This is a genomic window from Nitrospirota bacterium (genome assembly GCA_040757335.1).
GTDB lineage: Bacteria > Nitrospirota > Nitrospiria > 2-01-FULL-66-17 > 2-01-FULL-66-17 > JBFLXB01.
The window spans coordinates 35,964-62,500 of sequence record JBFLXB010000014.1; the positions used below are offsets into that span (position 1 = coordinate 35,964).

27 protein-coding genes (1 of these 27 only partly in view) are annotated in these 26,537 nt (G+C 65.1%); 1 reads left to right on the plus strand and 26 read right to left on the minus strand.

The annotated features are described in order from the left end of the window. Window positions 1–117 precede the first annotated feature (117 nt). From AB1451_09095 to radC, 12 genes are all read right to left on the minus strand, one after another. The gene (locus AB1451_09095; GenBank protein MEW6683066.1) at window positions 118–735 is read right to left on the minus strand and encodes a DUF374 domain-containing protein; all 618 of its coding nucleotides are present in this window, start codon (window positions 733–735) and stop codon (window positions 118–120) included. Then, window positions 722–2,488 carry an ABC transporter transmembrane domain-containing protein gene (locus AB1451_09100; protein ID MEW6683067.1) on the minus strand — a complete coding sequence of 589 codons (1,767 nt, stop codon included), beginning with the start codon at window positions 2,486–2,488 and terminating at the stop codon, window positions 722–724. The genes AB1451_09095 and AB1451_09100 overlap by 14 nt, the downstream gene beginning before the upstream one ends. 217 nt (window positions 2,489–2,705) lie before the next feature. After that, window positions 2,706–3,854, minus strand: a complete 1,149-nt coding sequence (lpxB, locus tag AB1451_09105; protein ID MEW6683068.1) for a lipid-A-disaccharide synthase — start codon at window positions 3,852–3,854, stop codon at window positions 2,706–2,708. Between the two features lie 28 nt (window positions 3,855–3,882). After that, window positions 3,883–4,842 carry a Gfo/Idh/MocA family oxidoreductase gene (locus AB1451_09110; GenBank protein MEW6683069.1) on the minus strand — a complete coding sequence of 320 codons (960 nt, stop codon included), beginning with the start codon at window positions 4,840–4,842 and terminating at the stop codon, window positions 3,883–3,885. Continuing rightward, window positions 4,835–5,680, minus strand: coding sequence for a UDP-2,3-diacylglucosamine diphosphatase LpxI (gene lpxI, locus AB1451_09115; protein MEW6683070.1), 846 nt, complete (start codon window positions 5,678–5,680; stop codon window positions 4,835–4,837). Before lpxI ends, AB1451_09110 begins: the two co-directional genes overlap by 8 nt. Beyond that, a complete protein-coding gene (lpxA, locus tag AB1451_09120; protein ID MEW6683071.1) occupies window positions 5,677–6,450 on the minus strand; it encodes an acyl-ACP--UDP-N-acetylglucosamine O-acyltransferase in 774 nt (257 codons plus the stop codon). The genes lpxI and lpxA overlap by 4 nt, the downstream gene beginning before the upstream one ends. Beyond that, on the minus strand, window positions 6,447–6,884 hold the full coding sequence (fabZ, locus tag AB1451_09125; protein ID MEW6683072.1) for a 3-hydroxyacyl-ACP dehydratase FabZ: 438 nt from the start codon (window positions 6,882–6,884) through the stop codon (window positions 6,447–6,449). Before fabZ ends, lpxA begins: the two co-directional genes overlap by 4 nt. A gap of 56 nt (window positions 6,885–6,940) precedes the next feature. After that, window positions 6,941–8,029 carry a UDP-3-O-(3-hydroxymyristoyl)glucosamine N-acyltransferase gene (gene lpxD / locus AB1451_09130; GenBank protein MEW6683073.1) on the minus strand — a complete coding sequence of 363 codons (1,089 nt, stop codon included), beginning with the start codon at window positions 8,027–8,029 and terminating at the stop codon, window positions 6,941–6,943. 106 nt (window positions 8,030–8,135) lie between these two features. Then, a complete protein-coding gene (locus AB1451_09135; GenBank protein ID MEW6683074.1) occupies window positions 8,136–8,702 on the minus strand; it encodes an OmpH family outer membrane protein in 567 nt (188 codons plus the stop codon). Between the two features lie 17 nt (window positions 8,703–8,719). After that, window positions 8,720–11,155 carry an outer membrane protein assembly factor BamA gene (gene bamA, locus AB1451_09140; GenBank protein ID MEW6683075.1) on the minus strand — a complete coding sequence of 812 codons (2,436 nt, stop codon included), beginning with the start codon at window positions 11,153–11,155 and terminating at the stop codon, window positions 8,720–8,722. Window positions 11,156–11,376: 221 nt separating this feature from the next. Next, window positions 11,377–11,703, minus strand: coding sequence for a hypothetical protein (locus AB1451_09145; GenBank protein ID MEW6683076.1), 327 nt, complete (start codon window positions 11,701–11,703; stop codon window positions 11,377–11,379). 265 nt (window positions 11,704–11,968) lie between these two features. After that, window positions 11,969–12,649 (minus strand): DNA repair protein RadC, encoded by a 681-nt coding sequence (gene radC, locus AB1451_09150; protein MEW6683077.1) that lies wholly within the window; start codon window positions 12,647–12,649, stop codon window positions 11,969–11,971. Window positions 12,650–12,892: 243 nt separating this feature from the next. On the opposite strand from radC, the gene AB1451_09155 reads away from it, so the two are divergent. Next, window positions 12,893–13,051, plus strand: coding sequence for a hypothetical protein (locus tag AB1451_09155; protein MEW6683078.1), 159 nt, complete (start codon window positions 12,893–12,895; stop codon window positions 13,049–13,051). Between the two features lie 3 nt (window positions 13,052–13,054). On the opposite strand, the gene AB1451_09160 is transcribed toward AB1451_09155, so the two are convergent. The 14 genes from AB1451_09160 to AB1451_09225 form a co-directional block, all read right to left on the minus strand. Then, the gene (locus AB1451_09160; protein MEW6683079.1) at window positions 13,055–13,654 is read right to left on the minus strand and encodes a hypothetical protein; all 600 of its coding nucleotides are present in this window, start codon (window positions 13,652–13,654) and stop codon (window positions 13,055–13,057) included. A gap of 426 nt (window positions 13,655–14,080) precedes the next feature. Continuing rightward, window positions 14,081–15,001 (minus strand): protein translocase subunit SecF, encoded by a 921-nt coding sequence (secF, locus tag AB1451_09165; protein ID MEW6683080.1) that lies wholly within the window; start codon window positions 14,999–15,001, stop codon window positions 14,081–14,083. 8 nt (window positions 15,002–15,009) lie between these two features. Then, window positions 15,010–16,641 carry a protein translocase subunit SecD gene (gene secD, locus AB1451_09170; GenBank protein ID MEW6683081.1) on the minus strand — a complete coding sequence of 544 codons (1,632 nt, stop codon included), beginning with the start codon at window positions 16,639–16,641 and terminating at the stop codon, window positions 15,010–15,012. Beyond that, entirely contained in the window at window positions 16,638–17,030 is a 393-nt protein-coding gene (gene yajC / locus AB1451_09175) for a preprotein translocase subunit YajC (GenBank protein ID MEW6683082.1), read from the minus strand. The genes secD and yajC overlap by 4 nt, the downstream gene beginning before the upstream one ends. After that, window positions 17,027–18,187: a tRNA guanosine(34) transglycosylase Tgt gene (gene tgt, locus AB1451_09180; GenBank protein ID MEW6683083.1), complete on the minus strand. Its 1,161-nt coding sequence runs from the start codon at window positions 18,185–18,187 to the stop codon at window positions 17,027–17,029. Before tgt ends, yajC begins: the two co-directional genes overlap by 4 nt. A 53-nt stretch (window positions 18,188–18,240) precedes the next feature. Then, the gene (gene argS, locus AB1451_09185) at window positions 18,241–19,920 is read right to left on the minus strand and encodes an arginine--tRNA ligase (protein MEW6683084.1); all 1,680 of its coding nucleotides are present in this window, start codon (window positions 19,918–19,920) and stop codon (window positions 18,241–18,243) included. Window positions 19,921–20,063: 143 nt separating this feature from the next. Next, on the minus strand, window positions 20,064–20,552 hold the full coding sequence (locus AB1451_09190) for a flagellar protein FliS (protein ID MEW6683085.1): 489 nt from the start codon (window positions 20,550–20,552) through the stop codon (window positions 20,064–20,066). Continuing rightward, window positions 20,549–21,007: a flagellar assembly protein FliW gene (fliW, locus tag AB1451_09195; GenBank protein ID MEW6683086.1), complete on the minus strand. Its 459-nt coding sequence runs from the start codon at window positions 21,005–21,007 to the stop codon at window positions 20,549–20,551. Before fliW ends, AB1451_09190 begins: the two co-directional genes overlap by 4 nt. Continuing rightward, a complete protein-coding gene (csrA, locus tag AB1451_09200) occupies window positions 21,004–21,264 on the minus strand; it encodes a carbon storage regulator CsrA (GenBank protein MEW6683087.1) in 261 nt (86 codons plus the stop codon). The genes fliW and csrA overlap by 4 nt, the downstream gene beginning before the upstream one ends. Window positions 21,265–21,321: 57 nt before the next feature. Next, window positions 21,322–22,374, minus strand: coding sequence for an HD domain-containing phosphohydrolase (locus AB1451_09205; protein MEW6683088.1), 1,053 nt, complete (start codon window positions 22,372–22,374; stop codon window positions 21,322–21,324). A gap of 6 nt (window positions 22,375–22,380) precedes the next feature. Beyond that, window positions 22,381–22,908, minus strand: a complete 528-nt coding sequence (locus tag AB1451_09210) for a response regulator (protein ID MEW6683089.1) — start codon at window positions 22,906–22,908, stop codon at window positions 22,381–22,383. 27 nt (window positions 22,909–22,935) lie between these two features. Beyond that, entirely contained in the window at window positions 22,936–24,609 is a 1,674-nt protein-coding gene (locus tag AB1451_09215; protein MEW6683090.1) for an ATP-binding protein, read from the minus strand. A gap of 148 nt (window positions 24,610–24,757) precedes the next feature. Continuing rightward, window positions 24,758–25,201, minus strand: a complete 444-nt coding sequence (locus tag AB1451_09220) for a hypothetical protein (GenBank protein MEW6683091.1) — start codon at window positions 25,199–25,201, stop codon at window positions 24,758–24,760. A 165-nt stretch (window positions 25,202–25,366) separates the two neighbouring features. Beyond that, window positions 25,367–26,537 carry the 3' portion of a sigma-54 dependent transcriptional regulator gene (locus AB1451_09225; protein MEW6683092.1) on the minus strand. The gene runs 212 nt beyond the window's last position, so 1,171 of the gene's 1,383 nt are visible here — the last part of the coding sequence; its start codon lies off the right edge, out of view; its stop codon occupies window positions 25,367–25,369.

Below are 26,537 nucleotides of genomic sequence, written 5' to 3' on the forward strand. Positions count from 1 at the left end.
GCGTATTGCAATACGCCCCTACCACAACGTGAGGAGCGGACGCGCAGCGACAACGCAGCAGGCGCCCCTTCTTGACGGATCAGGACCACCAGCGGTCGACGCGATCGGTTAGCTCGTTCAAAGCACGCTCCAGAGCCGCGCGCCGAGCCTCACACTCCGCGGCGTCGGCCTCGCGCGGGACCCAGATCGGTTCGCCCCAGAGAAAGACGCCGCGGGCAAACGGGTACGGAAAGAGGAACCCGTCCCACGTCGCCAGGATTTTTTTTTTGACGCCCCGAAGGTCACGGGGAAGATCGGGAGACCGGTCGCCTTGGCCAGGTAGATGACCCCGGGTTGCGCGATCTGCCGCGGTCCCTTGGGCCCGTCGGGCGTGATGACCAGATCGCGGCCCTCCCGCGCGCGCCGGATCAGGGTCTTCAACGCCGCCGAACCGCCGCGGGTGGTGGACCCGCGAACCGATGCGAACCCGAACGAACGCATGGCGCGGCTGATCAGTTCCCCGTCGCGGTGGCGACTGATCAGGATGTCCACGCCGCGGCCGCCGTACGGCAGCCGCGCCATCATGAGTTGGCGGCCGTGCCAAAACGCCAGGATGTTGGCGTGGCCCGCGCGCCACCGTTCGGCGATGCCTTCGCCGTTCACGGTCTCGATCCGCATCGTGCTCCCCAGCCCGCGGATCAACGCGGCGACGAACGAAGGCGCCAGGCGGCGCCAGGCGGGCTCAGGGGCTGACATACCCGGCCTGGTTCTCGAACTGGATGCGGTACAGACGGGCGTATGCGCCCTGTTTGGCGAGCAGGGTCTCGTGCGTGCCGTCTTCCACGATCCGCCCGCCGTCCAACACGATGATGCGGGTCGCCCGCTGAACGGTCGAGAGGCGGTGCGCGATGACGAACGTGGTGCGCCGGACCATGAGATTGGCGAGGGCTTGCTGGACCACCGCCTCGGACTCGGGATCCAGCGCCGAGGTGGCCTCGTCGAAGATGAGGATGGGCGGGTTCCGTAAGATCGCCCGCGCGATGGCCAGTCGCTGGCGCTCGCCCCCCGACAGCGTCACGCCGCGCTCGCCGATCACGGCGTCGTATCCCCGCGGGAGACGCTGGACGAATGTGTGCGCGAACGCCGCCTCCGCGGCGCGGATGACGTCGGCGTCGGCCACCTCGGCCATCCCGTACGCGATGTTGTTGCGGACGGTGTCGTCAAAAAGGACCACGTCCTGGCTCACGATCCCGATGCGGCTCCGCAGGGACGCGAGGCGAATGTCGCGCAGGTCCACTCCGTCGATGGCGATCAATCCCTGGGTGGGCTCGATGAACCGCGGCAAGAGGTTCATGAGCGTGGTCTTGCCGCTGCCGCTCGCGCCCACGATCGCCACCATGTCGCCCGCGCGCGCGGCAAACGAGATGTCGGACAGCGCCGGTCGCTCCGCCCCCTCGTAGGTAAATCCCACGCCGCGGAACTCGATGCGGTCCCGCACGGTCTCGAGGTCGCGGTGACCCCGGTCGCGCCGCTCCTCGGTCTCCACGTCCAGAATAGCGAACACGCGCTCGGCGGACGCCGACGCGGTGAGCAGCGTGTTGTTCGCCGCCGACAGGGCGCGCACCGGTGCGTACATCAACCAGCACGCGGCCAGGAACGAAAAAAACGCGCCGGTGGTCATCTGGCCCGAGATGACCGCGTAACCGCCGTAGGCCACCACGCCGGCCGCGCCCGCCGCGCCCAACACCTCCATCAACGCGGGGGCGAATTCCGACACCATCGCCACCTTCATCATGTTGTCGAAATACCGGCGGTTGATATGTTGCATCCGCTCGGCTTCGAACTCCTCGCGGCCGAAGCCCTTGACGACCGCGATGCCCGAGAAGGTTTCCTGGAGCATGGCCGACAACTCGGCGATCCGCTCCTGCCCGGCGTGCGCCAGGCGCTTGAGGCGTCGGCCCAATCGGATGAGCGGATAGTAACCCAGCGGCAACACGGCGATCGCGATGAGAGCCAGTCGCCAGTTTTGGTACAAGATGAACCCCGTCATCGCGGCCAGCGTGAGCGGTTGCTGCACGAGTTCCTTGACCACGTTGACCGCGCGCTGCATCTGCCCCACGTCGTTGGTCACGTTGGACATCAACGTGCCGGTCGCCCGCGTGGTGTGGAATCCCATCGAGAGCTTCAGGATGTGTTGATACAGGGCGTCGCGAATGTCCGTGATGATGCGGTTGCCGGTGTAGGCCATCAGATACACGTGCGCCAACTGGCACAGCCGTTTGACGAGCGCCACGGCCGGAATGGCGAGCGCGAGCGGCAGCAGCCACTCGCGGTGCTTCTCGATGAAAATGCGGTCGAGCACCTCCTGCACCAGCCAGAGATTGGCCGCGGTCAACCCGGACACGGCCGCGGCGCACGCGGCCGCGACCGCCAGTCGCTTCCAGTGCGGGGCGATGAGCCGCAGCACCCGAGCGTAGACGCGCCGAGGCGCGGTCATTGGCGACGTCACGCCGCGCGCCTCCCGGCGAGGGTCTTGTCTGAGTCACCGCGAGAGCGGAGCCCGTTCAGGAAAGGCCAGATGCCCCCTTCGGGGACTTCCGCCATTTCCATACCTGGAGGTGGGTCGCAAGGCGCCGCTGAGCACCGGAGCCGTAGGGGCGTATTGCAATACGCCCCTACAAAGACGTGAGCACCGGAGCGCATGCGGCAACGCAGCAGATGGCTTTTCATGGACAGGCTCCCATGGCCTCCAGCACCGCGTCGGCGGCGCGTCCCGACGCGCCGGCTTCTCCCAACGCGGCCCGAACCTCGGCGAGATCCCGCCGCGCGGCCTCCGCGGCGCGGTCATCCGTCAACAAGGGGGTGACGGCGGTCATCAGCCGCTCCGCGGTTACCTCTTCCTGCATCAGCTCGGGCACCACCCGGCGCCCCGCCACGACGTTGACGAGCGCCGCGTGCGGCGTGGTCACCAGACGGCGGGCGATCCAGAAGGTCAGCGGCGAGACCCGATACACCATCACGAGCGGCGTTCCCACCACGGCGGCCTGTAACGTGGCCGTACCCGAGGCCACGATCGCGGCGCGCGAGGCGCGCAGGACCGCCGCCGCCTCTCCGCGCACGACCGTCGCCGCGGCCGGGAGGTCGCCCGTGGCCGCGAGCACCGCGTCCACGACCGCCGCATCCACCGAAGGCGCCGCGGAAATCAACACCCGATCGACCACGCCGGCGGCGTGGAGCCCGCGGGCTGCCTCGATCATCGGGGGCAGGAGCTGCTCGACCTCCTGCGCGCGACTGCCCGGCAACAATCCCAGGACCCTCTGGGCCACGTCCAGTCGGTGGCGCTGCAAGAACGCCGCTTGCTCGGCCTCGGAAACGGGATCATCGAGCAGCGGGTGCCCGACCCAGCGACACGGCACGCCGGCGCTCCGGTAGAGCGCCTCTTCGAAGCGAAACAGGACCAGCATCATTTCCACGCAGGCCTTGATCTGTCTGATGCGGCCCGGCCGCCACGCCCAGATCTGGGGACTGACGTAGTACACCACGGGGATCCCCAGCCGCTTCGCGGCGCGGGCGACCCGCAGGTTGAAGTCCGGATAATCGATCAGCACGATGGCCTCCGGCGGCGCCTCGCGCAATCGTCTGCGCACGTCCTGATAGGCTCGCCAGATCGCGCGCCACTGGGAGAACACCTCCACCACTCCGAAGACGCCCAGGTGGCGAATGTCGTGGTGGAGGCGCACGCCGGCTTTCTCCATGGCCCCTCCGCCCACTCCCTCCAGCGCGAGCCCCGGCTCGCGCGCCAACAACGCCGCGGCGAGCTTGCCGCCCAGCGCGTCCCCCGACGCTTCACCGGCAATGATGAACAGGCGAGGCATGGTCACCCGTGGTCAGGTTCTCGAACAACTAACAACGCTTCCCCTTTTCTTGTCCCTCGATGCACTTCAGCACGTCCAGCGCCACCCGCAATGCCTCGCGGCCCTCGCGACCCGAGACCAGCGGCGGCTGCCGCGTGGCCACGCAGTCCAGAAACGCCGCCAATTGCATCTTGAGCGGCTCCTCTTTCTCGATCTCCAACGTCTGCACCTCGATCGGGGGCAAGCCCGGCGCGGTCGGCGCGTCCACGCGGCGAGCCATCACGACCTCCTGCTTCTGGTAGTCGAGCGAAAAGTAGGCGTCGGGTTGGAAGATTCTGAGTTTGCGCATCGGGTCCTTGGAGACCCGGCTCGCGGTGATGTTCGCCACGCACCCGTCCGCGAACTCCAGCCGCGTGTTGGCGATGTCGATGTTCGGGGTCAGTACCGGCACGCCGACCGCCCGGATCTCGGTGATCGGGGAGCGCACCAAGCTCAAGATGATGTCCAGGTCGTGGATCATCAGGTCCAAGATCACGTGCACGTCGGTGCCCCGTCCCACGAACGGCCCCAATCGATGCGATTCGATGAAGCGGGGCGCGACCAGCCTCGCCACCAGCGCCCGCACCGCGCCGTTGAAGCGCTCCAGGTGTCCGATCTGGATGATCCGTTGTTTGGACTCGGCGAGCGCGATGAGGCGGTCGGCCTCGTCGAGCGTGACGGTCATGGGTTTTTCCAGCAACACGTCCAGCCCGGCGGCCAGGCAGGCCGCGGTCACGTCGTGGTGCAGGCTGGTGGGGACCACCACGCTCACCGCGTTCACGTGCGGCAGCAGCTCGCGGTAGTCGGTGAACGCGCGAGCCCCGGTCGCCGCGGCCACTTCGCGGGCTCGCCCGGCTTCTACGTCAGCCACGCCGACCAACTCGGCTTCCGGCAACTCGGCGTACAACCGCGCGTGGTGGCGGCCCAGATACCCGACTCCGATCACGCCGACCTTGACGCGCTCAGCCATGAGAGTCCCCTGGGACTTCATCTCCCGTAATGCCCACCACCGAGATCCCAGCCTTGCGAGCCGCTTCCAGCAGGTCGGCCTTGTCGAGCATCAGGGTTTTTCCCGCCTCGACGGCCAGCACCGCGGCGCCGACTTCCTGCATCGACGCGATCGTGTTGGGCCCCACCGCCGGAATGTCGAACCGCAAATCCTGCTCCGGTTTGGCCATCTTGACCACCACGGCGCCCCCGTGGGCCAGACGGCCGCCGCGGCGGATCGCCTCGTCCGTGCCCTCGATCGCCTCCACCGCCAACACGGTACGGTTCTTCACGACCACGCACTGCCCGATTTCGAGGCGGCCCACCGTCCGCACCATCTCCGCGCCGAAGCGCACGTCCTCCCACTGCTCACGGGAGGGCGCGGTGGTCAACACCCCCGCCTCCGCGATCAAACTCGGCAGATACCGGGTCGCGTCGCCGACCGTGATCCCTTCCGACTCCAGCTCGTCCGCCACGGCCCGCAACAACACATCGTCTTTCAAATGGCGCAGGCGCGCCAGCACCTTGACCGCGCGCCAATCCGGGCGATATTCCGTGAACATGCGGGTCTTTTTGATCCCGCCCGCCATCACCACCGTCTCCACTCCGGCGGACTTGAAGTGTTCGATCATGTGGCCGAGCTGGCCGACTTTGATCCACCGCACGTCGTCGACGTGCTGATCCAGGACGTCGGGCGTTTCACCGCGATGCGCCACCGCGGTGACGGCGAACCCGGCTTGTTTGGCCGCGTCCGCAAACAGCACCGGGAACCGGCCGTTGCCCGCGATCAGCCCCAGCTTCCGCAAGGGCGGCCCGCTCACCGGGAGATTCCGCGTTCCGACGTCTCGACGAACGCGACGAGTTGTTCCACGTCGGGCTGTCCGGGCAGTTCCTCGCGGACTTTCTTACTGGCTTCCTTGAGAGGGAGATGGGAGCCGAATAACAGCCGATACGCCTTCTTGAGCGCGCTGATGCGTTCCTCCGAAAACCCGTTCCGCTTCAAGCCGACGAGGTTCAGGCCGTAGAGCTTCACGCGGTTGCCGACCGCGGACACGAACGGCGGCACGTCCTGCGCCACCGCGGAGCAGCCGCCGATCATCGCGTAGGCGCCGATCCGAACGAACTGGTGCACGCCGGTCAATCCACCCAGCACCGCGTGGTCGCCGATCTCGATGTGGCCCGCCAAGGTGGCGGCGTTCGCCATGATCACGTGGTTGCCGACCGTGCAGTCGTGGGCCACGTGCACGTAGGCCATGAGAAAATTGTCATTCCCGATGCGGGTCACGCCGCCGCCGTGGTGCGTCGCGCGGTTGAGGGTCACGAACTCGCGAAACGTGTTTCGGTTGCCGATGACGAGCCGACTCTCCTCGCCCGCGAACTTGAGGTCCTGGGGCGGCGTGCCGGCCGACACAAAGTGGGAAAACACGCAGCCTTCGCCGATATCCGTCCACCCTTCGATCACGCAGTGCGCGCCGATCTGGGTGCCGGCGCCGATCGTCACGTGTTCGCCGATCACGGAGTACGGGCCGATCGTGACATCGGGCGCCAGCCGCGCCCCGGGATGGATCACGGCCGTGGGGTGCCGGCTCACGACGCCTCCCGCGGGGCGATCATGGCTTTGAATTCCATCTCGCACACCAAGGCGTCGTCGACGTACGCTTCCCCGCGCAGGCGCCAATAGGGATCGCGCCGCTGCAGCACCTTGACCTCCATGCGCAGTTGATCCCCGGGGATCACGGGTTTGCGGAACTTGGCGTTGTCGATGGCCAGGAAGATGACCAACTGGTTGTCCGCGTCCCTGGTGGTCTGAAACGCGAGAATTCCCCCGACCTGGGCCAGAGCCTCCAGCACCAGCACGCCCGGCATGATCGGCTTTCCCGGGAAGTGCCCCTGGAAAAACGGTTCGTTGACCGTGACGTTCTTGATCGCCACGGCCTTGCCTTCTTCCACCGACAACACCCGGTCCACCAGCAGGAACGGGTATCGGTGAGGCAGGCACTTTAAAATCGCGTCGGCATCGAGCATGGGGACCCCAAAGAGTTCAACAGTTCAAGAGTTCAAGAGTTCAAGAGTTCAAAGGTTCAAGTTGAACGATTTGAACCACTTGAATCCTTTGAACGCACTTTATTCCCTTCCAACCGTTTCTCCAATTCCGCCACACGCGCTTCAAGCTTTTTGATCGTGCGCCGCATCTCCGGGAGCAGGGGCAACGTGGCTTGGACGCGAAGCCAGGTGGGGTGTGGCATCGCATACGTGCCCGAGACCACTTGTCCCGCCTCCACGTCCGCGATGACCCCCCCCTGTGCGCCCACCATCACGCCGTCGCCGATCCTGAGGTGGCCGGTGACGCCGACTTGCCCGGCGAGCACCACGCCTCGGCCCAGCTCCGTGCTCCCTGAAATCCCGACCTGGGCGACCAGCAAACAATCTTCGCCGACCACGACATTGTGCGCGATGTGCACCAGGTTGTCGACCTTGGTCCCGCGCTTGATTCGCGTGGCCCCGAGCGCCGCCCGATCAACGCACACGTTGGCGCCGAGTTCCACGTCGTCCTCGATCACCGCGCTGCCGACTTGGAGGATCTTCTCGTGTCGGCCGTCGCGGGTGGCGAACCCGAACCCGTCGCTGCCGATCACCACGCCGCTGTGCAGCACGACGCGTCGCCCGATCGTGCACCCGTCGCGGATCGTGACGTTGGGATGCACGAGCGTGTCGTCGCCGATGGTCACGTCGTCTCCGATCACCGTGCCGGCCAGCAGGGTGACGCGATCCCCGATGCGCGTCCGACGCCCGATACTGACGAAGGGCCCGATCGTGGGATCCGCCCCGATCACCGCGTCCGCCGCAATCACGGCCTGGGCGCTGGTGCCTCCGCTGCGGTACGGCTGCTGGTGAAACCAGCGGACGATGCGACTGAACGCATAGTAGGGATCGGCCACCTCGATCCGCGCCAGCCCCGTGCTCGGATGCTCCGGCGCGATCACCACCGCGGACGCCCGGGTGCGCGACAGTTCGTGGACGTAGCGCGGGTTGGCGAGAAACGTGACCTGGCCGGCCGCGGCCTCGCGAATGCCCGCCACGCCGGTAATCGGACAATCGTCACCCTTGAGCGCGCCGCCGACGTGGGCCGCGAGCTCGGAGAGGAGCGTGGTTTTGGGTGGCACTGACATGATCTGTTGGCCGGTGGCCGGTTAGCCGGTTAGCCGGTCAAACATCGTGTCCTCGTTGACCTGTGCTCCGACCGGCGCACTGGCCAACCGGCCAACCGGCGAACCGTCACTTGACCTCCTTGTCCAACTCGGCCAAGACCTTGTCGGTGATCGAGAGCGACTCCTTCGCATACAGCACCGCCGCCAGGTCCGCCGGCCCGCCCGCACCCTTGTCGAACACCATGGTGTAGCCGTCCCGTTCAGCCACTTTTTTCACCACTCCCTGCAGCTGCAGGTGAAAGTCGTTGAGCACCTCGGCTTTCTTGTCCTGGATCTCGCGGTTGAGATCCGTGGCCTTCTTTTGATAGGCGATCAGCTTACGCTGGAGGTCCTCCTGCTTGGCCTTTTTCGCCTCGGGGCTCAGCACGCTTTCCTGTTTCACCAGGCTGTCTTCGAGCTCTTTGATCTCCGTCTCCTCCAGATCGATGATCTTTTGCCGGCTTTTGACGAATTCCTCCAACAGCCCCTTGGCCTTTTTCCCCACCTTGGACTGGTCGAAGACCTTCTGGGTATCGATGTACCCAAACTTGGGGCCCTCCGCGGATTGCGCCCACGCCGGGACCGCCATACTGACCGCCGCCAGGCCGATCATCAATCCCCGCGCGCCGCTCGCGCGGATTCGTCGTCCCACCATCACCGTTCGCCTCCTCGTTAAAACACCGTGCCGATCGTAAACTCCGGGAACGCCCCGGTCTTCTCCCCCGGCTGGGCGTCGAGATTATACCCCCATTCGAGCCGGATCGGCCCGATCGGGAGCAGCATGCGGATGCCGAAGCCGGCGCTGTAGCGCAATTCGCGGATCCGCAACGGCTCGCCGCTGGTCATCGGGACGCCGTCGGGGCCCACCAGCACTACGGGATTGCCGTTTTGATCGATGACATACCGCCCCTGATCGTCGAACGACCGGCCCGCGTCGAAAAAGATCACGCCCTTCATCTTGGCGTCCGGGATCAACGGAAAGGTGTACTCCGCGTTGAAGATCAGCTCTTTGTTGCCGCCGAAAATTTCCCCGGTAAACGGATCCACCCGCCCGGCCTTGCCGTAGTCGAACCCGCGCACGGTGTTGATCCCCCCCACGATGAAGCGTTCGGCAAAGGGGTACTGGTCGCCGGCGAGGTACCCGAACCGCAGGTGCAACGAAAACACCGTGCTCCAGAACGCGGGGAAAAACGCGGCGGAGTCCGTGACGATCCGATAGAACTGGTTGTCGCCCCCGAACGGGCCGCCCGCCAACTCGAGCGACAGCGAGTGGCGCTGGCCCTGCCGCGGATCAAAGGCGAAGTCGCGCGTGTCGCGCCCCACCGAAAAGCCGACGCTGCTCGTCGTCACCTTTCCCAGCGCGGCCTCGGCCTGGATGGCCTGCGGCGCGCTCGATACCAGGAACTCGTCCCCTGGCACCGGATCGATTCCGGTCACCGGATCAGGCGGCGTCGGATCGGCCACCCCGAGCAGCGCCAAGTCATACACCCGGCTCGTTTCCCGCGTGTACGACACGCCGGCCGAGACGTATTCGCCGAACGCGCGCCTGAGACCCAGGGAGAACCCTGCGCGGGCGTCCTTGTACGTGGTGTATTGGCGCTCGTTGGAATACAAGTCGATCGTGCCCGAGACCGGTCGGTCCAATAGATACGGTTCCCGGAACGTGAGGGTGTAGTTCGACGTCCGGCGACTGCTCTTCTCCATCCGGGCTCGCAGCAACTGACCGCGCCCGAAGAGGTTGCCCTGCTCGATGTTGGCTTGAAAGATCACGCCGTCCACGGAGCTGTACCCGCCGCCCAGACTGAACGTTCCGGTGGGCTTTTCTTTGACCCGCACGGTGATGTCCATCTGGTCGTCGCCGATGGGATTGGGAAGGATCTCGACGTTCTCGAAAAAGTTCAGGTTGTTGATCCGCTGGAAGCTGCGTTTCAACGCCGTGGTGTCGACGAGCTCCTGTTCCGCCACCCGCAACTCGCGTCGGATGACCCGGTCGTACGTCTTTTCGTTGCCTTCGACGGCAATCGTGCGAACCGTCACCGGGCGGCCCTCCCGGATCTCGTAGGTGAGATCGATGGACCGGGAGTCGGGTTTGGGCACGAACTGCGGACGGATGTCCACGAACGCGTACCCCCGCTCGCCGTAGCGATCCGTCAACCGCGTCATGTCCTGCCGGAGGAGATTCCGCCGGAAGATATCGCCTTCGTGAAGCGCCAGGCCCGTCAGCAACTCCGGCGTCGAAAACAGGGCGTGACCGGACACCTGGATACGGGCCACGGTGTACTGGTCCCCCTCCTCCACGGGAAACGTGACTTGGAGGCCCTTGCCCTTCGGGGCCGGGCTGATTTTGGGCGCTCCCACCTGGACCTGCACATATCCCTCGTTCAGGTAAAAGTCCCGCAACCGCTCGACGTCTTGGTCCAGTTCATCTTGTTTGAAGATCCCGCGACTCGTCACCCAGGAGGTGAGCCAGGAATACGGTCTGGTCGAGACCACGGTTCGGAGACGCTTGGACGGGACGTGCGAGTTGCCGGCGAAGGTCACCACCCGGATTTTGGCGCGTTCGCCTTCCTCCACGTAAAACGTGACGGAGACCGAGCCGGGCGCCACGGTTTTGGTGACCGGGATGACCCGGGCGTCTCCGTACCCCTCGCTCTGGTAGTAGTGTTGGATCTTGGCGGCTGCCGCGCTCACCGCTCGGAGGTCCACGAAGGTCTGCGGGGTCAGGGTGACCTGCTCTTTGAGCTTGTCCTCACTCACCTGGGAATACCCTTCGTACCGGATTTCGGTCAGGAGGGGCCGCTCGCTGACCACGATGACCAGGTGAACGCCGTCGGCCTCCGGCTCCTGCTCGACCGCAACCTCGTCGAAGTACCCCATCCGGTAGACCGTCTTGATCGCGTCTCGGATCGCCGCGGGGTCGGCGGTACCGCCCACGGCGAGCGCGCTGCGGCTGATGATGGTGGGGGCTTCGATCGTAGACGCGCCGCGAACCGTGACCGACAGGATCCGCGGGCCCTCCGCGAAGGCGACGGCCGCGCTGATCGCCATGAGTCCCCACACGGCCAGTACGGTCGCCGCCCGGACACCCCACCCCCGTCGACCCGCCATCAACCTCCGGGATGTCCCGTCATCGGGACAGCATCCCCGGCAGTGACGCCTCCGTCGGCGGTGCGGGCCTCGCAGGACGCTGAAAAAGTTGAACGGTGGGCAGGCTGCTCAAAAAGTTCCGGCTGCAAGGCCGCAGGGAGGAGGAAACCGGAGCGTACTGGGTCGTACGTGAGGATTTCCGACGACCGAGAACGCCGCAGACGGACTTTTTCAGCAGCCTGCTACGCATGCCCTTCTCCCATCTCGGAGTCGTCTCCCTCGACGGCCCCGTACTCCACTTCCCCGTCGCCAAGCGACGCGTGGAGTTCGGCCACCTCTTCCTGGAGGTCGCCGACGGCGAGCGTGAGTCGTTCGATTTTCTGGATCGCTTCTTTGACTTGGCCCGCGGTCCGCTCCAGGTCGAGCCGCAGGCCGCGCAGTTCAGCCGCCAGCGCCGTGTTGCGCTGGCGGTCGGCGCTCGCGCGGCCGCGAGGCGGTGTCCATGCGCCCGGTTTCGACGGGCCGGAGGGTTTTGCGCCGCGGGGACGGCGGCCGACACGGGATTTCACGATGGGGCAATCTCCTTTCCTGGCCGAGGAAGGCTCACCTGCGGCCGCGTTCGCGGGTCCGGCTGAAGACCGGCTCGCCCCCCCGCCGTCCGCCGCCGGGTCGAGAGTCGACGGTCTCCCTCCCGCCGCGTGGTGGTTCGGCGATCCTCAAACGTAATCGGTTTGTCCACGCGCCGACGGTCCATCCCGCTGCGCCGGTGTCGAAGGCGGCGGTCCATGGCCCCACGACGTTCGCCGCGACGGCGCTCCCCGCCACGCCGATCGCTCACGGCGCCGCCTCCAGCAGGTGATGGTCGGAAAAACTGAAGTACCGCTCGGATCCCACGACCACGTGATCGAGCATCGGGATCCCCAACAATCGGCCACAGGCGGCGAGCCGTGCCGTCAACTCTCGGTCCTCCCGGCTGGGGGTCTCGTCTCCGCTCGGATGGTTGTGGAGGAAAATGACCGCGGCGGCCGACGCCCGCACCGCCGGGGCGAACGCTTCCCGCGGGTGCACGAGGCTCGCCGTCAGGCTCCCCTCCGAGATCGTTCGCTCCGACACCACGCGGTGCCTGCCGTCGAGATAGAGCCCGACGAACCGTTCTTGCTTGAGCCCCCTCATCAGCGGGCCGAAGTGCTCGAAGACGATCGCACTGGACTCGATGGGCGCGCCGAGCCGCAAGGGGGCGGCCGCCACTCGGCGGCCCAACTCTTGGGCGGCCTTGAGTTGGGCGGCTTTGGCTGGTCCCACGCCGTCGATCCCACAGAGTTCGGCGACCGATGCCTGCGCCAGCCCGCGCAAATCACCAAATTCCGACAAGAGCCGCACGGCAAGATCGACCGCGCTCTGCTGTTTGCGACCGGTGCGGAGGAGGATCGCGATCAGGTGCGCGTCGGTCATCCCATCCGCGCCGCGTTCCAACAACCGTTCCCGCGGCCGTTCGTCGCAGGGCCACACTGAAATAGGATACGACCGGGGACGGATTGGTTCGCTCTGGCGCACCTTACCCTCTAGCGACAATTTTTGACACTCCCCGTCAATCTCCTGACACAGTGGCAAGGGTTTACCCCGTCTATCCCGGCCAAGGGACCGCTTCTCACGGTCCTTTTTGCACGAAGCCGGTGGCATACCGCTTGCTGAATAGGTGCCTCCATGCGTTCGATTTCGTGCTCATTGCGTCATCCACCACCCACCAAGGAGTCGCCCATGACCTGTCCAAAATGCAGTGGGATGATGTACAGCGAGCGGCTGTCCGATTACTTTCTCACCTTTTATGCCTGGAAGTGCGTCAACTGCGGATCCATCGTTGATCACACGATCTTGGAGAACCAACGCAAAGACGCCGCCCCACTGACCGTCCGTTGAGCGCTACGGACGCGCCTCGCGGGGGCCGGCGCCGCACGGATCCATCGGGAACTGGAATTCCAGCGATTGCGGTTCGTCCAGGATCTCGATTCCTCTGATAGTTAAGACGGTCTGAGCACAGTCGGGGGTCGTCGGCGGTCGGAAGTACAACACGCCTTCCACGCGGCCGCCGATCCCGAGTTGCGTCGCGGGCATGCGCGCCGCGCGAAGCTGTTCCAACTCCCGTTTGACGACCGCCGGCGCCTTGGCCACCAGTTCCACCGCCTTCTCATCCATCCCGCCTCGCCGGTACGTGCGGACCAGATCATCGTCGCTCAGCACTTCGCTGACGGGTCCCGACGCGGCGCCCAGCGTCGACGGCTTGAGATCCACTGCCAGGTCATGCGCCGTGCGGTTTTCCACGCTGACGAAAAACGCCGAGAAATACGCGCCGATGTCCACGCCGTACTGCCGCCGGTCCTCGCTGCCGAGTCGGGTGTCGATCGGCCGGACGTGAACCACCACATCGCGCGCACCGGGCGTCTCGGTGACCGCGAGGGGGGCAAACACCGGGGGGCGCGGGGTGCAGGCCACGGCCACGCCAACCGCGAGCAGGCTCATCACGGCCAACGCGCCACGCACCGGGTCGAGACAACGCCCGACGAGGGTCCGGCCCCTCTGATCTGGAAGGTCACTGGCCAATGGACGTCGCGGGATGATAGCGGAGCGGGCCCATTGCTGTCAAAACCTGCAGCGCACCACGTAGTGGTGCGCCATGTCCATTGGGCCGCAGGCTACCCCCCAGGTGGCGCAGCAACCTGCAGCGCACCACGTAGTGGTGCGCCATGTCGATGGGCCGCAGGCGTCTTTCCAGGTGGCGCAGCAACCTGCAGCGCACCACGTAGTGGTGCGCCATGTCCATTGGGCCGCAGGCTACCCCCCAGGTGGCGCAGCAACCTGCAGCGCACCACGCCGCGGTGCGCCATGTCGATTGGGCCGCAGGCTACCCCCCAGGTGGCGAAGCAACGTACGGGCTCGTCACCAAACGACTCAGGCCGTTCGCTTGAGCAACTTGCCTTGCGCGCCGGGCCACAGCAGGAGCAACGGACTCGCCACGAAAATCGACGAATACGTGCCGACCACCACCCCCATGAGCAGCGCGAGGGAGAAGTCGTGGATGACTTCGCCCCCGAAAAAGAATAATGCGACCAACACCAGAAACACGGTGAGCGACACGACGATCGTCCGCGACAACACCTGGTTGATGCCCTGGTTGATCACCTGTCCCAACGGGTCGCGTCGCCGATTGCGCAGATTCTCCCGTATTCGATCGAACACGACCACCGTGTCGGTCAGCGAATACCCGGCCAGCGTCAACAGGGCGGTTACGATCAGCAGATTGATCTCCCGTCCCAACATCCCCATGATGCCGAGCACGGCCAATACGTCGTGAAACGTGGCGACCGCGGCCGCGACGCCGAAGCGGAACTCGAATCGCAGGGCGATGTAGATGACGATCCCGATCATCGCGATGGTGATGGCCTTCACTGCGTCCTGCTGCAACTTGGCTCCGACCGTGGGACCGATCTCGGTCGTGCTGTCGACCACGAACGGATTGTCCGCGAACCCTTTCTTGAACACCTCGACCAGTCGGTCCGCGGTCTTTTCCTGAATCGTCGTTTGTTTCTTGACGCGGATCAGCAGCTTGTTGCCCTCGGTGAATTCCTGGAGTTCGGCGTCCGGAAACCCTTCCCGTTCCAGCAGAGCCCGCGCCTCGTCCAGGTGGGCCGGCTGTTCAAATTGCAGTTGAACCGCCGTGCCGCCCGCGAAGTCGATCCCGGTATTGGCCTGGCCGCGCGCGATCTGAATGATCGTGATCACGCCCAGCACCGCGAGAATCGCCGAGAACACGAACGCGTAGTTGCGTTTCCCAATAAAGTCGATGTTCGTCTTGCCCAGCAGCTCAAACATGGCTCCCCTCAGATGCTTAACTGCGCGACTTTCGCCCGCGCATTAATCAGATCGAAGACGACCTTGGTGCCGACCAACGCGGTAAAGAGATTGATCGTCACCCCCAGACTCAGCGTGACCGCAAACCCTTTGATCGGCCCGGTTCCGAACAGGAACAACACCAGCGCCGTGATCAACGTGGTGACGTGGGAATCGACGACGGTGAGAAACGCCTTTTCGTACCCCGCGTCCACGGCCAAACGCACGGGTTTGCCTTGACGCAGTTCTTCCCGGATTCGCTCGAAGATCAGCACGTTGGAGTCGACCGACATGCCGATCGTCAGGATGATGCCCGCAATGCCGGGCAACGTCAGCGTAGCGTTGAGGGCGGCCAGGGCGCCGATCAGCAACAGCACGTTGAGCACCAGCGCGAAGTCGGCGATCACGCCGGCGAGCCGGTAGTAGATCGCCATGAACGCGACGACCAGCAGCGTGCCGATCCACGCGGCGCGGATGCCCGCGTCGATCGAGTCTTGGCCGAGCGACGGCCCCACGGTCACGTTTTGAATCACGTTCACGGGGGCGGGCAACGCCCCCGCGCGCAGCACGATGGCGAGGTCATTGGCCTCGTCCATCGTAAAGGCGCCGGAGATCTGCGCGCGGCCGCCGCCGATCCGTTCCTGAATCACCGGCGCGGAATAGATCGAATCGTCCAACACGATCGCCAGCCGTTTTCTCACGTTTTCCGAGGTGATCCGCTCGAACTGGGCGGCTCCGGCGCCGTCGAAGGTGATCGAGACCTGCGGCTCGTTGAACTCGCCGATCGTCACCAGCGCGTCCTGGAGGGATTCGCCCGTCATCACCGCCCGCTCTTTGACGAGATACGGGCGCTTGCTGACCGGGCCTTCTTCCGCGGTCACCCGCTCGAAGAGGATCTGGTCACCCGGCGGCACCTTGGCCTGCCATTCCGCGAGCAACGCCTCCTCTTGCCCGGGGAGGACCTGGGGGGGGAGCTGCGCCGCCACGGGGCTCTCTTCGTCGAGAAGCTTGAACTCCAACAACGCGGTCTTGCCGATCACGTTCAGCGCTCGCTGCGGATCCTTTTCCCCGGGCAATTGAATGAGGATCTGCCGCTCGCCCTGCATTTGAATCAACGGCTCGGTAACTCCGAACTGATCGATCCGGTTTCGGATGGTCTCCAGGGCTTGGGAGACCGCCGCCTTTTGGATCCGATCAGCTTCGCCGCTTCGCAGGTCCAGGACGAGGGTCTCACCCTTCACATCGCCCGAGCGGAGCATCGCGAACCGATCGTCGACGATCTTGGAGATCTTTTCCCGATCCGCCACGTCGGTCATCGCGACCGCGACGGACCGGCCATCGCGCGCGGGCGTGGCATTGATCTGCTGTTCCTTGAGGCGATCACCGAGGTCGAGGACCGCGCGATCGAGCACGTTGTCCACCGCGCGCTCCACGTCGACTTCCATCACCAGGTGCATGCCGCCCTGGAGGTCGAGTCCCAAGGTAATCCCCTGGTGCGGGAGGAAGCGTTTCCACCACTCCGGCATCGAATCGAACCACGGCGTCGAGGGGAGGAAGAAGATCACCGACAGAAGCACCGTGGCCCCGATAAGCAGAACCCGCCCTTTGACGCCGCGTTTCACTTCGTCTCCTCGTCGTCGCCGCTCCGCAACTCCGCGATGGCGTCGCGTCGGATCTTGAGGCCGACGCCCTTGCCTACTTCGAGCGTGACCGTGTCTTTGGACAGGCTTTTGACCACGCCGTAAATTCCTCCGTTGGTCACGACTTTGTCATCCTTTTTCAGCGCCTCCAGCATGGCCCGGTGCTTTTTCTGCCGGCGCTGCTGGGGCATGATGAGCAACACGTAAAAGAGCACGATGATCAACAAGAACGGGATGAAGCCCGAGAGCGGACCGAGCGGTCCCCCCGGCCCCGCCGACTCCTGCGCTCCGGCCACGGATGCGCTCATGAGCGATCCCGCCAACCCGACGCCGACCAAGACGTCGCCCCTCCGTACCCAAACCGTCCTCACTGAGGCTCCTCCTCGTGGTGTCCGACCACATCCTGCCGGTACCAGGCCGAGTGGCCGGTGCGCTCCCGCCATTGGCCGAATCGCGCCGCGGCGATGGCTTGGCGCATCTCGGTCATCAGCCCGAGATAAAAGGTGAGATTGTGGATCGTGTGCACCCGCACGGCCAGGGGGTCGTTCGCCAGAAAGAGATGGCGCAGGTAGGCCCGCGAGAACCGGCGACAGGTCGAGCACGCGCACGCCGGGTCGAGCGGCCCGTCGTCGGCGGCGTATCGGGCGTGTTTGATCGACACCCTCCCCTCGCTGGTGAACAGCCAGCCGGTTCTGGCGTGCCGCGTCGGGATCACGCAGTCGAACAGATCGACGCCGCGCGCCACCCCGTCGACCAGATCGCTCGGGGTGCCCACCCCCATCAGATAACGCGGGTGCGAGGCGGGTAATCGCGGGGCGACGTGCTCCACGATCCGGAGCATCTCGTCTTTCGGCTCGCCGACCGACACCCCGCCGATGGCATACCCGTCAAACCCCAGCGCGATGGTCTCGTCGACCGCGCGATCCCGTAACGGAAGCGAAAATCCTCCTTGCACGATGCCAAAGAGCAGCGACGGTCGGCTGCGCCGGGCCGCCGCGCACCGCCGCGCCCAGGCCACGGTCCGGCGAAGCGCGGCAGCCGCGTCCGCGTCGGTGGCTGGATACGCCAAACATTCGTCGAACGCCATCACGATGTCGGCCCCCAGCGCGTCCTGGACCTCGATCGCGCCTTCAGGCGTCAGGTGGTGGAGCGCGCCGTCCAGATGCGACCGAAACGACACGCCTTCATCCGTCACGCGACGCAGCGCGGCCAGGCTGTAGATCTGGAACCCTCCGCTGTCCGTGAGGATGGGACGGGGCCACGCCATGAACCGGTGCAAGCCGCCTTGGTCGGCGATGAGCCGATGGCCGGGCCGCACCATCAGATGATAGGCGTTGGCCAGGATGATCTGGGCGCCGACCGCAACGAGATCGTCCGGATCCATCCCCTTGACCGCCGCGGACGTTCCCACCGGCATAAACGCCGGGGTCTCGATCACCCCGTGCGCAGTCTGCAACCGCCCCATGCGCGCCCCGGTGGCGGGATCGACGGCGACCACGGCGAAGCCTCCGCGCGCATCCTGCTCCATGCGGTCGGCGCGTTCGGCAACAGCCGTCGCAGTCTGGACCCGGCTTGACGCCATCACATGCGTTCCGGAGCGGAGACCCCGAGGATCGCCAGACCGTTGCGGATGACCACCCCGGTAGCCGCGGCCAACGCGAGGCGCGCGACCGAAGCCACGCGATCCTCTCCGATGATCCGGTGTTTGTAGTAGTAGGCGTGAAACTGGGACGCGAGCTCTTGCAGGAAGTACGCGAGACGATGCGGTTCATACGCGGCCGCTGCGTCCACAATGACGTCCGGAAACGCGGCCAGGGCCTTGAGCAACCCGATCTCTTCGGGCAGATCAAGACGCGCGAGCTCGGGTTCGCCGAGCGCGTGCCACGACAGCGCCTGATCCGCGGCAGTGCGCAACACACTGGCCACGCGGGCGTGCGCGTACTGGATGTAATATACCGGATTCTCCGCGGACTGCTCCTTGACCAATTCGAGGTCGAAGTCCATCGGACTGTCCAGTCGGCGCATCTGAAACGTCAGCAGGGCCGCGTCACGGCCGACTTCGTCGATCACATCGCGCAGCGTGATGAACGTGCCCGCCCGCTTTGACATCGCCACGGGCTTGCCCTTACGGACCACGCTGACCAGCTGGGCGATCTCCACCCGCAGACGGTCGTCGGGGTAACCCAGTGCCCGCAGCAACGCTCGGATCCGGGCCACATACCCGTGGTGGTCAGCCCCCCAGAGGTCGACCAGCACGTCGTGTCCGGCCGTGAGTTTCTGCAGGTGATAGGCCAAGTCCGAGGCGAGGTACGTCCACTCTCCGTCCTGCTTCCGAATCACGCGATCTTTCTCGTCACCGAGCATCGACGATTGGAACCAGACCGCCCCATCCGCCTCGTACACGTACCCGAGCGATCTCAAACGCTCGACGACCTGCTCGACGGCCCCCGCGGCAAACAGGGCTCGTTCACTCACCCAGGAATCGAACGCGATCCCGAACGCGTCGAGGTCCGCGCGAATTTCGGCCATCAGGCGTTGATACGCCGCCGCCGTCAGCGCGGCCACCGCGTCTTCCCGCGGCACGTCCAGATATCGGGCCCCGGCGTCCGCCGCGACGTCTCGCGCGATTTCTTCGACATACGCGCCGTGATAGCCGTCGTCCGGCATGGACGTGGCTCGGCCGACCAGCGTGCAGTAGCGCGCCCACACCGATTCGCCGAGCAGCCGCATCTGGCGACCGGCGTCGTTGATGTAGTACTCGCGCTGGACCGTATGTCCCGCGGCCGCGAGCAGGTTGGCCAGTCCGAGCCCCACGGCGGCGAGCCGCCCGTGCCCCACGTGCAAGGGGCCCGTGGGGTTGGCGCTCACAAACTCCACTTGGACGGTGCGTCCGGTCGGGTCCCCGCGGCCGTAGGAGGCTCCCGCCGCCAACACCTCCGGGATCAGGTTGCGCCACGCCTCGCGGCGCACGGTGACGTTGAGGTACCCGGGTCCCGCCACCTCCACGGCCTCGAGCAGGTCTCCGGTCTCGATATGCTGTTTGATGATGTCCGCCACCTGGCGAGGCGGACGGCGTTCGGCGGCACCGAGGGTCAGCGCGACCGTGGTCGCAAAGTCGCCCCATGCGCCGCGTTTCGGCGCCTCGACCGATACCGGAACGGGGTCACTCCGGAGATCGCCGGAAGACCGCGCACGATCGAGAGCCCGTTGCAGGATCTCGGCGACGCGCTTTTTTATGGAAATCGCCACTGTGGCCGGCATAAACGTAGCCCCCTAGTATAGTAATCGGCGCTCAAAAGTCAACGAATTCCGAGCGCTGCGCGACGGTCGCGGTGTCCCGGACTCGCGACGTTCGTCGCGCCAGCGCCGCGTCGGCGAGGCGGCCGCGGTGTGCGGATGCGGTGTCAGTCCTCGGTGGGAGAGCTGTGCGCCGGAAACAGCGGGGGCAGTGAGCGTGGGTCGTCCGCTTCCGCCGGGGCCGGAAAGCTCGAATCCGGCCCCGGCGGAAGCACCTGGATCCAGCCGTCCATCAGGGTCGAGAACAGGCGTTCGACCTCGGCCAAGGCGTCGTCACACGCCTGGTCGGACCTGTGGTCGGTGGCCGCGGTCAGGCGGTGCATCATGTAGCGATACAGCGAAACGAGGTCGACGACGTTGTCAGGCTCCTCCCGCTGGGTCAGGGCGTTGGACAGTTCCATCAGGATGGCCACCACGGCATGGACGTCGCGGCGACGTCCGGCTCGCGCGTGGCGCGCGCGCCGCAGCCGAGCCAGGGCTTCCGAATAGAGCAGGACCACCACGCGATCGATGGAGGCCACCCCGGCGTCGGTGGGCGCGGCCGGAGCCCACCACGACGGAAGCGCCGAACCGGCGACACGGGGAGGCGCGGTCACGCGGCGAGTTCCACCGGCTTCTTGGGGGCCAGAGCGTCTTCGAGGCGAACCGCCGCGGCGTATCGTCCCTCAGGCCAGACCACCTGACGGCCCCGGCGGGTCGCTGCGTTGACGACGATCGGTGCGGCGAGGTTGAGCGTGACGGAGTCGAGGCTCGGGCCCGGTGCGGTGACCAGCACCACGACGTGTCGATGGGCGGCGTCGATGTCGAGGTTGGACCACTCGGCCTCGAGGCCGCGCAGGTCGTAGTCGGGTAGGACCGACACCACGTCCAGTACCACGAACGCCGTGTCCGGAGCGTCCACGGCTTGCCACCACCGGAACACGCTGCCCGCATCGGCCTCAAGGACCGCAAAACGAGTCAGCGAGGGCAACCCGATCAGGCCAAGAGGCAATTCGATCAGCGCCTGCGGGGACACCTCCACCCTTCCGAAACGGGTCGTTACAATGGTCACGGCTTTTTCCTCTCAGGCAATCCGCGGTTTCGCCATTCTCGCCACAGCGATGACAGAACGCCCGGGTGTTCCGGGACCTGCGCGGCGCGGCGGTTTTCCTCCTGAATCCGGCGATAAATCTCCTCCCGGTACACGCCCGTGCTCCGCGGTGCATCGATACCCAGCTTCACTTGGTGCCCCTTGATCTCGAGGACGCGCACGCGGACATCGTCCCCGATCACGATCCCTTCTTCCACTCGCCTGGTTAATACCAACACGGTTGCCCCTCCTTGGCCCCTCGCCGAGCCGCCGGGTGTTCCCGGCGTGCTGCGGGCTTACGAACGTCCTGCCTCCGGCATCCGCCCTACCGCGAGCTTGAATGGTTCGATCAACGTCGGATCAAATGCGCGCCCCACGTCGCGTTCGATTTCCATGATCGCCTTATCGGGAGCGACCGCTTCTCGATAAGGACGTTGCGAGCATAGCGCCTCATAGGTGTCCGCCAGGTGAAGAATCTGGGATGACCGCGGAATCGCGGCGCCCGCGAGCCCGTCAGGATATCCGGACCCATCGAAATTCTCGTGGTGTGAGCGAAGGACCTGGACGGCGGTCTCCAGGCCCGGCACCCCCGACAACAGTTGCTCCGGAACCACCGCGTGCTGTTGCACCGCGCTCCGTTCTTCGGCATTGAGCGAACCCGACTTCAGCAAAATTCTGAAGTCCACGGCCAAATTGCCCACGTCGTGTAAGCGCGCCGCGAGATCGAGCTGCGCCATCGCATCATCATTCCACCCGAGTTGCTCCCCGACCGCCCGGCATAACCGCTCGACGCGATTGGAGTGCCGTACCACCGCCGGGCTATTGAGCTTGGGCAGCGTCACCAACACCTCGATGGTCGACCGGAAAATCTCTCGCTGCCTGGCCTGTTCCACCGCGAGCGACTTGGCCAGCGTGCGCAACTCTTCATTCTGCCGGCTCAGTGTCTCTTGAAGCTCGCGGTTCGTCGCGGCCAGGTGATAGAGGTCGAACCCAGACTTGATTTCGAGTCGAAGCTGTTCGTCGTTCCACGGTTTGGTGAGGTACTTGTGGATCCCCCCGTTGTTGACTGCGGAGAGGATTGCGTGGGTTTCGGCGTATCCGCTCAGAATGATCCGAATCGCGTCGGGGACCACCTCGCGGGCGCGCCGAAGGAATTCCACCCCGTCCATTTCCGGCATCCGGTAGTCCGAGACGATGACACCCACCGCCTGGGCCTGCAGCAGCTCGATGCCGAGGCCGGGCCCGGTGGCGGTCACGACCTCGTAGCCGTCTCGACGCAACAACCGGGTCAGCGCGCTGAGCACGAAGGGTTCGTCGTCGACGATCAAGAGACGGCTCGGCCCGCTCATCGTTCTTCAGGCTGCCTCCTCGTCGGGGTCCTCGAGCACGATCGCTCCGTCGGCGTCACGCTCGACGGTCATGATTCCCGGGTGCTGTTTGGCAAGCGTGCGCAGCATGTCTTCCTGTTCCTGCAGGCGTCCCACGAGCTTGCGGTTCTCGGACAGGAGTGTGGCCTGTTCCAGGGCCAACCGAACCGAGAGGCACAGTTCCTCGTTGTCCCATGGTTTCAGCACGAACCGATACACGTGTCCGTCGTTGATGGCCGCGATCACCGCGTGTAAGTCCGCTTTGCCGGTAATAATCATGCGAACGACGTGCGGATAGCGCGCCTTCATTTTCATCAGCAGGTCCAACCCGGTGCCGTCGGGCATCGAATAGTCGGTGATCACCAGGTCGATCGTGTTCGATCCCAGGGCCTTCACCGCTTCCGCCACGCCGCCAGCCTCCACGACCCGATACTGCTCCCGGGCGAACAGTCGGTGAAGTGCCCGGCGCACCGACGGTTCATCGTCCACCACCAAAATGGTCGCCGTCTCGTTCATCACCGCCTCACCGCTGGACGCCGAGGGTCACGCCGCCTTCACCGCCCGCTGGATCGGGAACGCGAGGTGAAAGGTGGTGCCTTCTCCGACGCGACTGTTGACGCGAACCATGCCGCCGTGTCGCTCGACGATCCCGTACACGATGCTCAATCCCAGTCCCGTGCCTTGCCCCACTGGCTTGGTCGTGAAAAACGGGTCAAAAATCTTGGAGAGATGATCCTCGGGGATCCCGCTGCCGGTGTCGCGGATGTCGACGTACACTTGGTCCGAATCCGCCCACGTCTTGACCCAAATCTCCCCGCGGTCGGGAATCGCTTGGGTCGCGTTGACCAGGAGGTTCATGAAGACCTGATTCAATTGGTGAGGATAACACAGCACCTTGGGAAGGTCCCCGTAGTCGCGGTGCAGGGTCGCCTTGTATTTGAGCTCGTTCCAGACGATGTTGATGGTGCTCTCCAGGCCTTCGTTCAGGTCGGCCCAGTCCGGGTCATCTTGGTCGGCGTGGGAGAATTCTCGAAGGGCGGACACGATCTTTTTGACGCGATTGAGGCCGTCGATCGATTCCACCACCGACTGTCGGGCGTCTTCGATGGCTTGCGAGGCCGGCGCCTGCCCGTTCCGTCGCACGAATTCTTGGATGTGCGCCCCGGCCGACTCGGGGAGCCCGAGGCCCGACAGGCGCTCGATCATGGCGTTGGTCCGCTCGACGTATTCGGTCAGGTCGCCGAGGTAGGTCTGTAGCATTTGGAGATTGCTGCTGACAAAGCCCACGGGGTTGTTGATCTCGTGCGCGACACCCGCGGCAAGCTGTCCCAACGACGCCATTTTTTCCTGTCTGATCAACTGGTCGTCTTTCCGCGTCAGCTCGAGATTCGCCTTCTCGCGCTCGCGGAGAGCCTGTTCGATCTCCACCGTGCGTTGGCGGACCCGCTCTTCGAGCGTGACTTTGGCTTGCTGAAGATCCGCCACCAGCCGCAACGTCTCACGAACGTCCCGGGCGACGATCACGATCCCGTCCAATTTGCCGTTGCTGTGCGTCACCAGGGAAAGATTCATTTGAACCGGGATCCCTTCGCCGTCTCGACTTCGCAGCATCCCGCTTTTGCCCCACAACGTGCCCTGTTTCGTCAGTTCTTCCAACTCGTGTTGCGTCAATAACCTGTCCCCGCCGCCGGTCCCGCGTAACACAGTCTCAATCGGACGATCCTTGAGGTCGTCCACCTTGTATCCGAGCACCGTCTGGATCGCGGCATTGACTTTGGTGACCTGCATCTGGGGATCCGTGACGATCACGAAATCCGCGATGGCGGCGATGATCTGCGCTGAGTACACGTTGGCCTCTCCGAGTCGCTGTTCCGTCTCTTCGAGCAGACGGGCTTTGGTCTCCAGCTCCGCCATGTTCGCCTGCATCTGTTGGATGAGGCGCGAGAACGATTGCTCGAGCACCCCGGTTTCGTCCTGCCGAGTGTCCTCAGGGGCGTAGCGCTTGACGTCCTGAACCACGGTCAGCACGCGGCTGACCATCTCCCACACCACATAGAATCCCACCGTAGACGCCAACGCCGTGCTGATCAACATCATCGGGAAGGACACCTGCGCGCCGAGGAGATGGATGTAGGTCATCACGAGCAGGGGGATGAACACCATCAACCCGAACGCAATGATCATCCGCCGGATGAAGCCCAGCGTGGCGATTGACACCGAGACGCGGGACGGGGGAACCCCCGAGCTCGCGCCGCCTTTCGGCGGAACTTGACTGGGGTGAAGGTGGGTCACGACACGTCCGCCCAAATCGAGCACCTTACCGCGAAGAGCCCGCGGGGACGGACAGACCCGGTCGGTTGCCCGATCACGACGCTTTCTTGAGCGTCGATCGAGCGGTGCCCCACGGTGCCGCCATCGTCGGCGACGAGGATGACCGCTGCTCGTCGGCCTCCGCGTGACCGCCAACGTGCTCGGCCGCCCGGAGATCCGCGGACGCCGCCTGCACCGCGGCTTGCTTATCACGGACGCGGCGCTGGGCGGTGACGACCAGCCGTCCCTGCAGGTTGATCTCTTGGGTCAAATGATGGAACAGGGTGTAGTACAATGCCGCCTCCGCTGTCGTGACCCCTTGTTCACTCATGGTCTCGAAATCCTTCATCGAATGTCCACGGATTTCTTCCAGGGCCGTGAGGCGGCTTTCCTCATCGAGCAGATCGGCGCGAAGCCGCCGGAGATCCTCTCGCAGCCCGCGTTCAACAAGCCGCGCCAACTCGACGGCATACGCCGCGCTGCGGCTTGAGCGGGTCACGGTGTGTCGTGAAGGCGGCATGACGCGGCTAGTGTAACAAATGCTCGTGACCTGACAAGTTCAGGGAAGCGATGCCGTGTGTGCCGGCCGATGGACGCCGGCCGGAGACCACCGGCCGCGCGCCGCGTCGACGACGCGGGAACAATGATCAGCGATCGAACCTGGTCAGTGGTGCGGCAGGACGCGTGCGGATTTTTTCATCTTCTCGACGAGCGTGGTGCGATTGAGCCGAAGCAGTTGGGCCGCGCGATTTTTCACCCCACCCGCGGCCTTCAACGCACGCTGAATCAGGTCGTCCTCGAACGCCTCGACCAGCCGGTTGAAATCCACGCCCTCGGACGGGAAGACGACCGACGGCAACGTCGCGTCTGGATCTCGCCGCAGCATCTTTTCCGGCAAATCATCGGGGGTGATCGTGCCCTCGCCCTTGAGAATCACCACCCGCTCGATCAGATTCTCAAGCTCGCGCACGTTGCCGGGCCACGAGTACGCGCAGAGCACGCGCATCGCCTCCTCGGACACACCCTGCACGTCCTTGCGTTTTTCCTCGTTGAACACCGCGAGGAAATGGTTGACCAGCAGCGGAATGTCGTCGGGACGCTCCCGCAGCGCGGGAACGACGATGGGAATGACGTTGAGTCGGTAATAGAGGTCCTCGCGAAATCGACCGTCTCTGATGGCCTCTTCGAGATCTCGATTGGTGGCCGCGATCACCCGGACATCGACGTGGATGGTCTTCATCCCGCCGACGCGCTCGAACGATCGTTGCTGCAAGACGCGCAGCAGCTTGACCTGCAGCGATGGGCTCATCTCGCCGATCTCGTCCAAAAAGATGGTGCCTCCGTGGGCCAGTTCGAATCGCCCGATTCGCGTACTGTTCGCCCCGGTAAACGCTCCGCGTTCGTGACCGAACAACTCACTTTCCAGCAGCGTTTCGGGGAGCGCCCCACAGTTGACCGACACCAACGGCTTCTCGGCCCTGGGTCCGTTGAAATGGATGGTGCGAGCGACCAGTTCCTTTCCCGTTCCACTGTCTCCCAGTATCAGGACGGTGCTGTCGGTCTCCGCCACCCGGTCGATGAGCGAGAACACTCGCTGAATGGCCGCGCTCTGGCCGAGAAATCGTTCATAGTGATATTTGGTCTTCAGTTGGCGCTTGAGTGCCTTGTTCTCGGCCACCAAACGGCGGAACTCCAGCGCCCGCTGCAGCGAGGCCACGATCTCATCGACGAGAAACGGCTTCGTGATGTAATCAAAGATGCCCTCCTTCATCGCGCGTACGGCCGAGTCGATGGTGCCGTGCGCCGTCACCACGATCCCCATCAGCGCGGGGAGA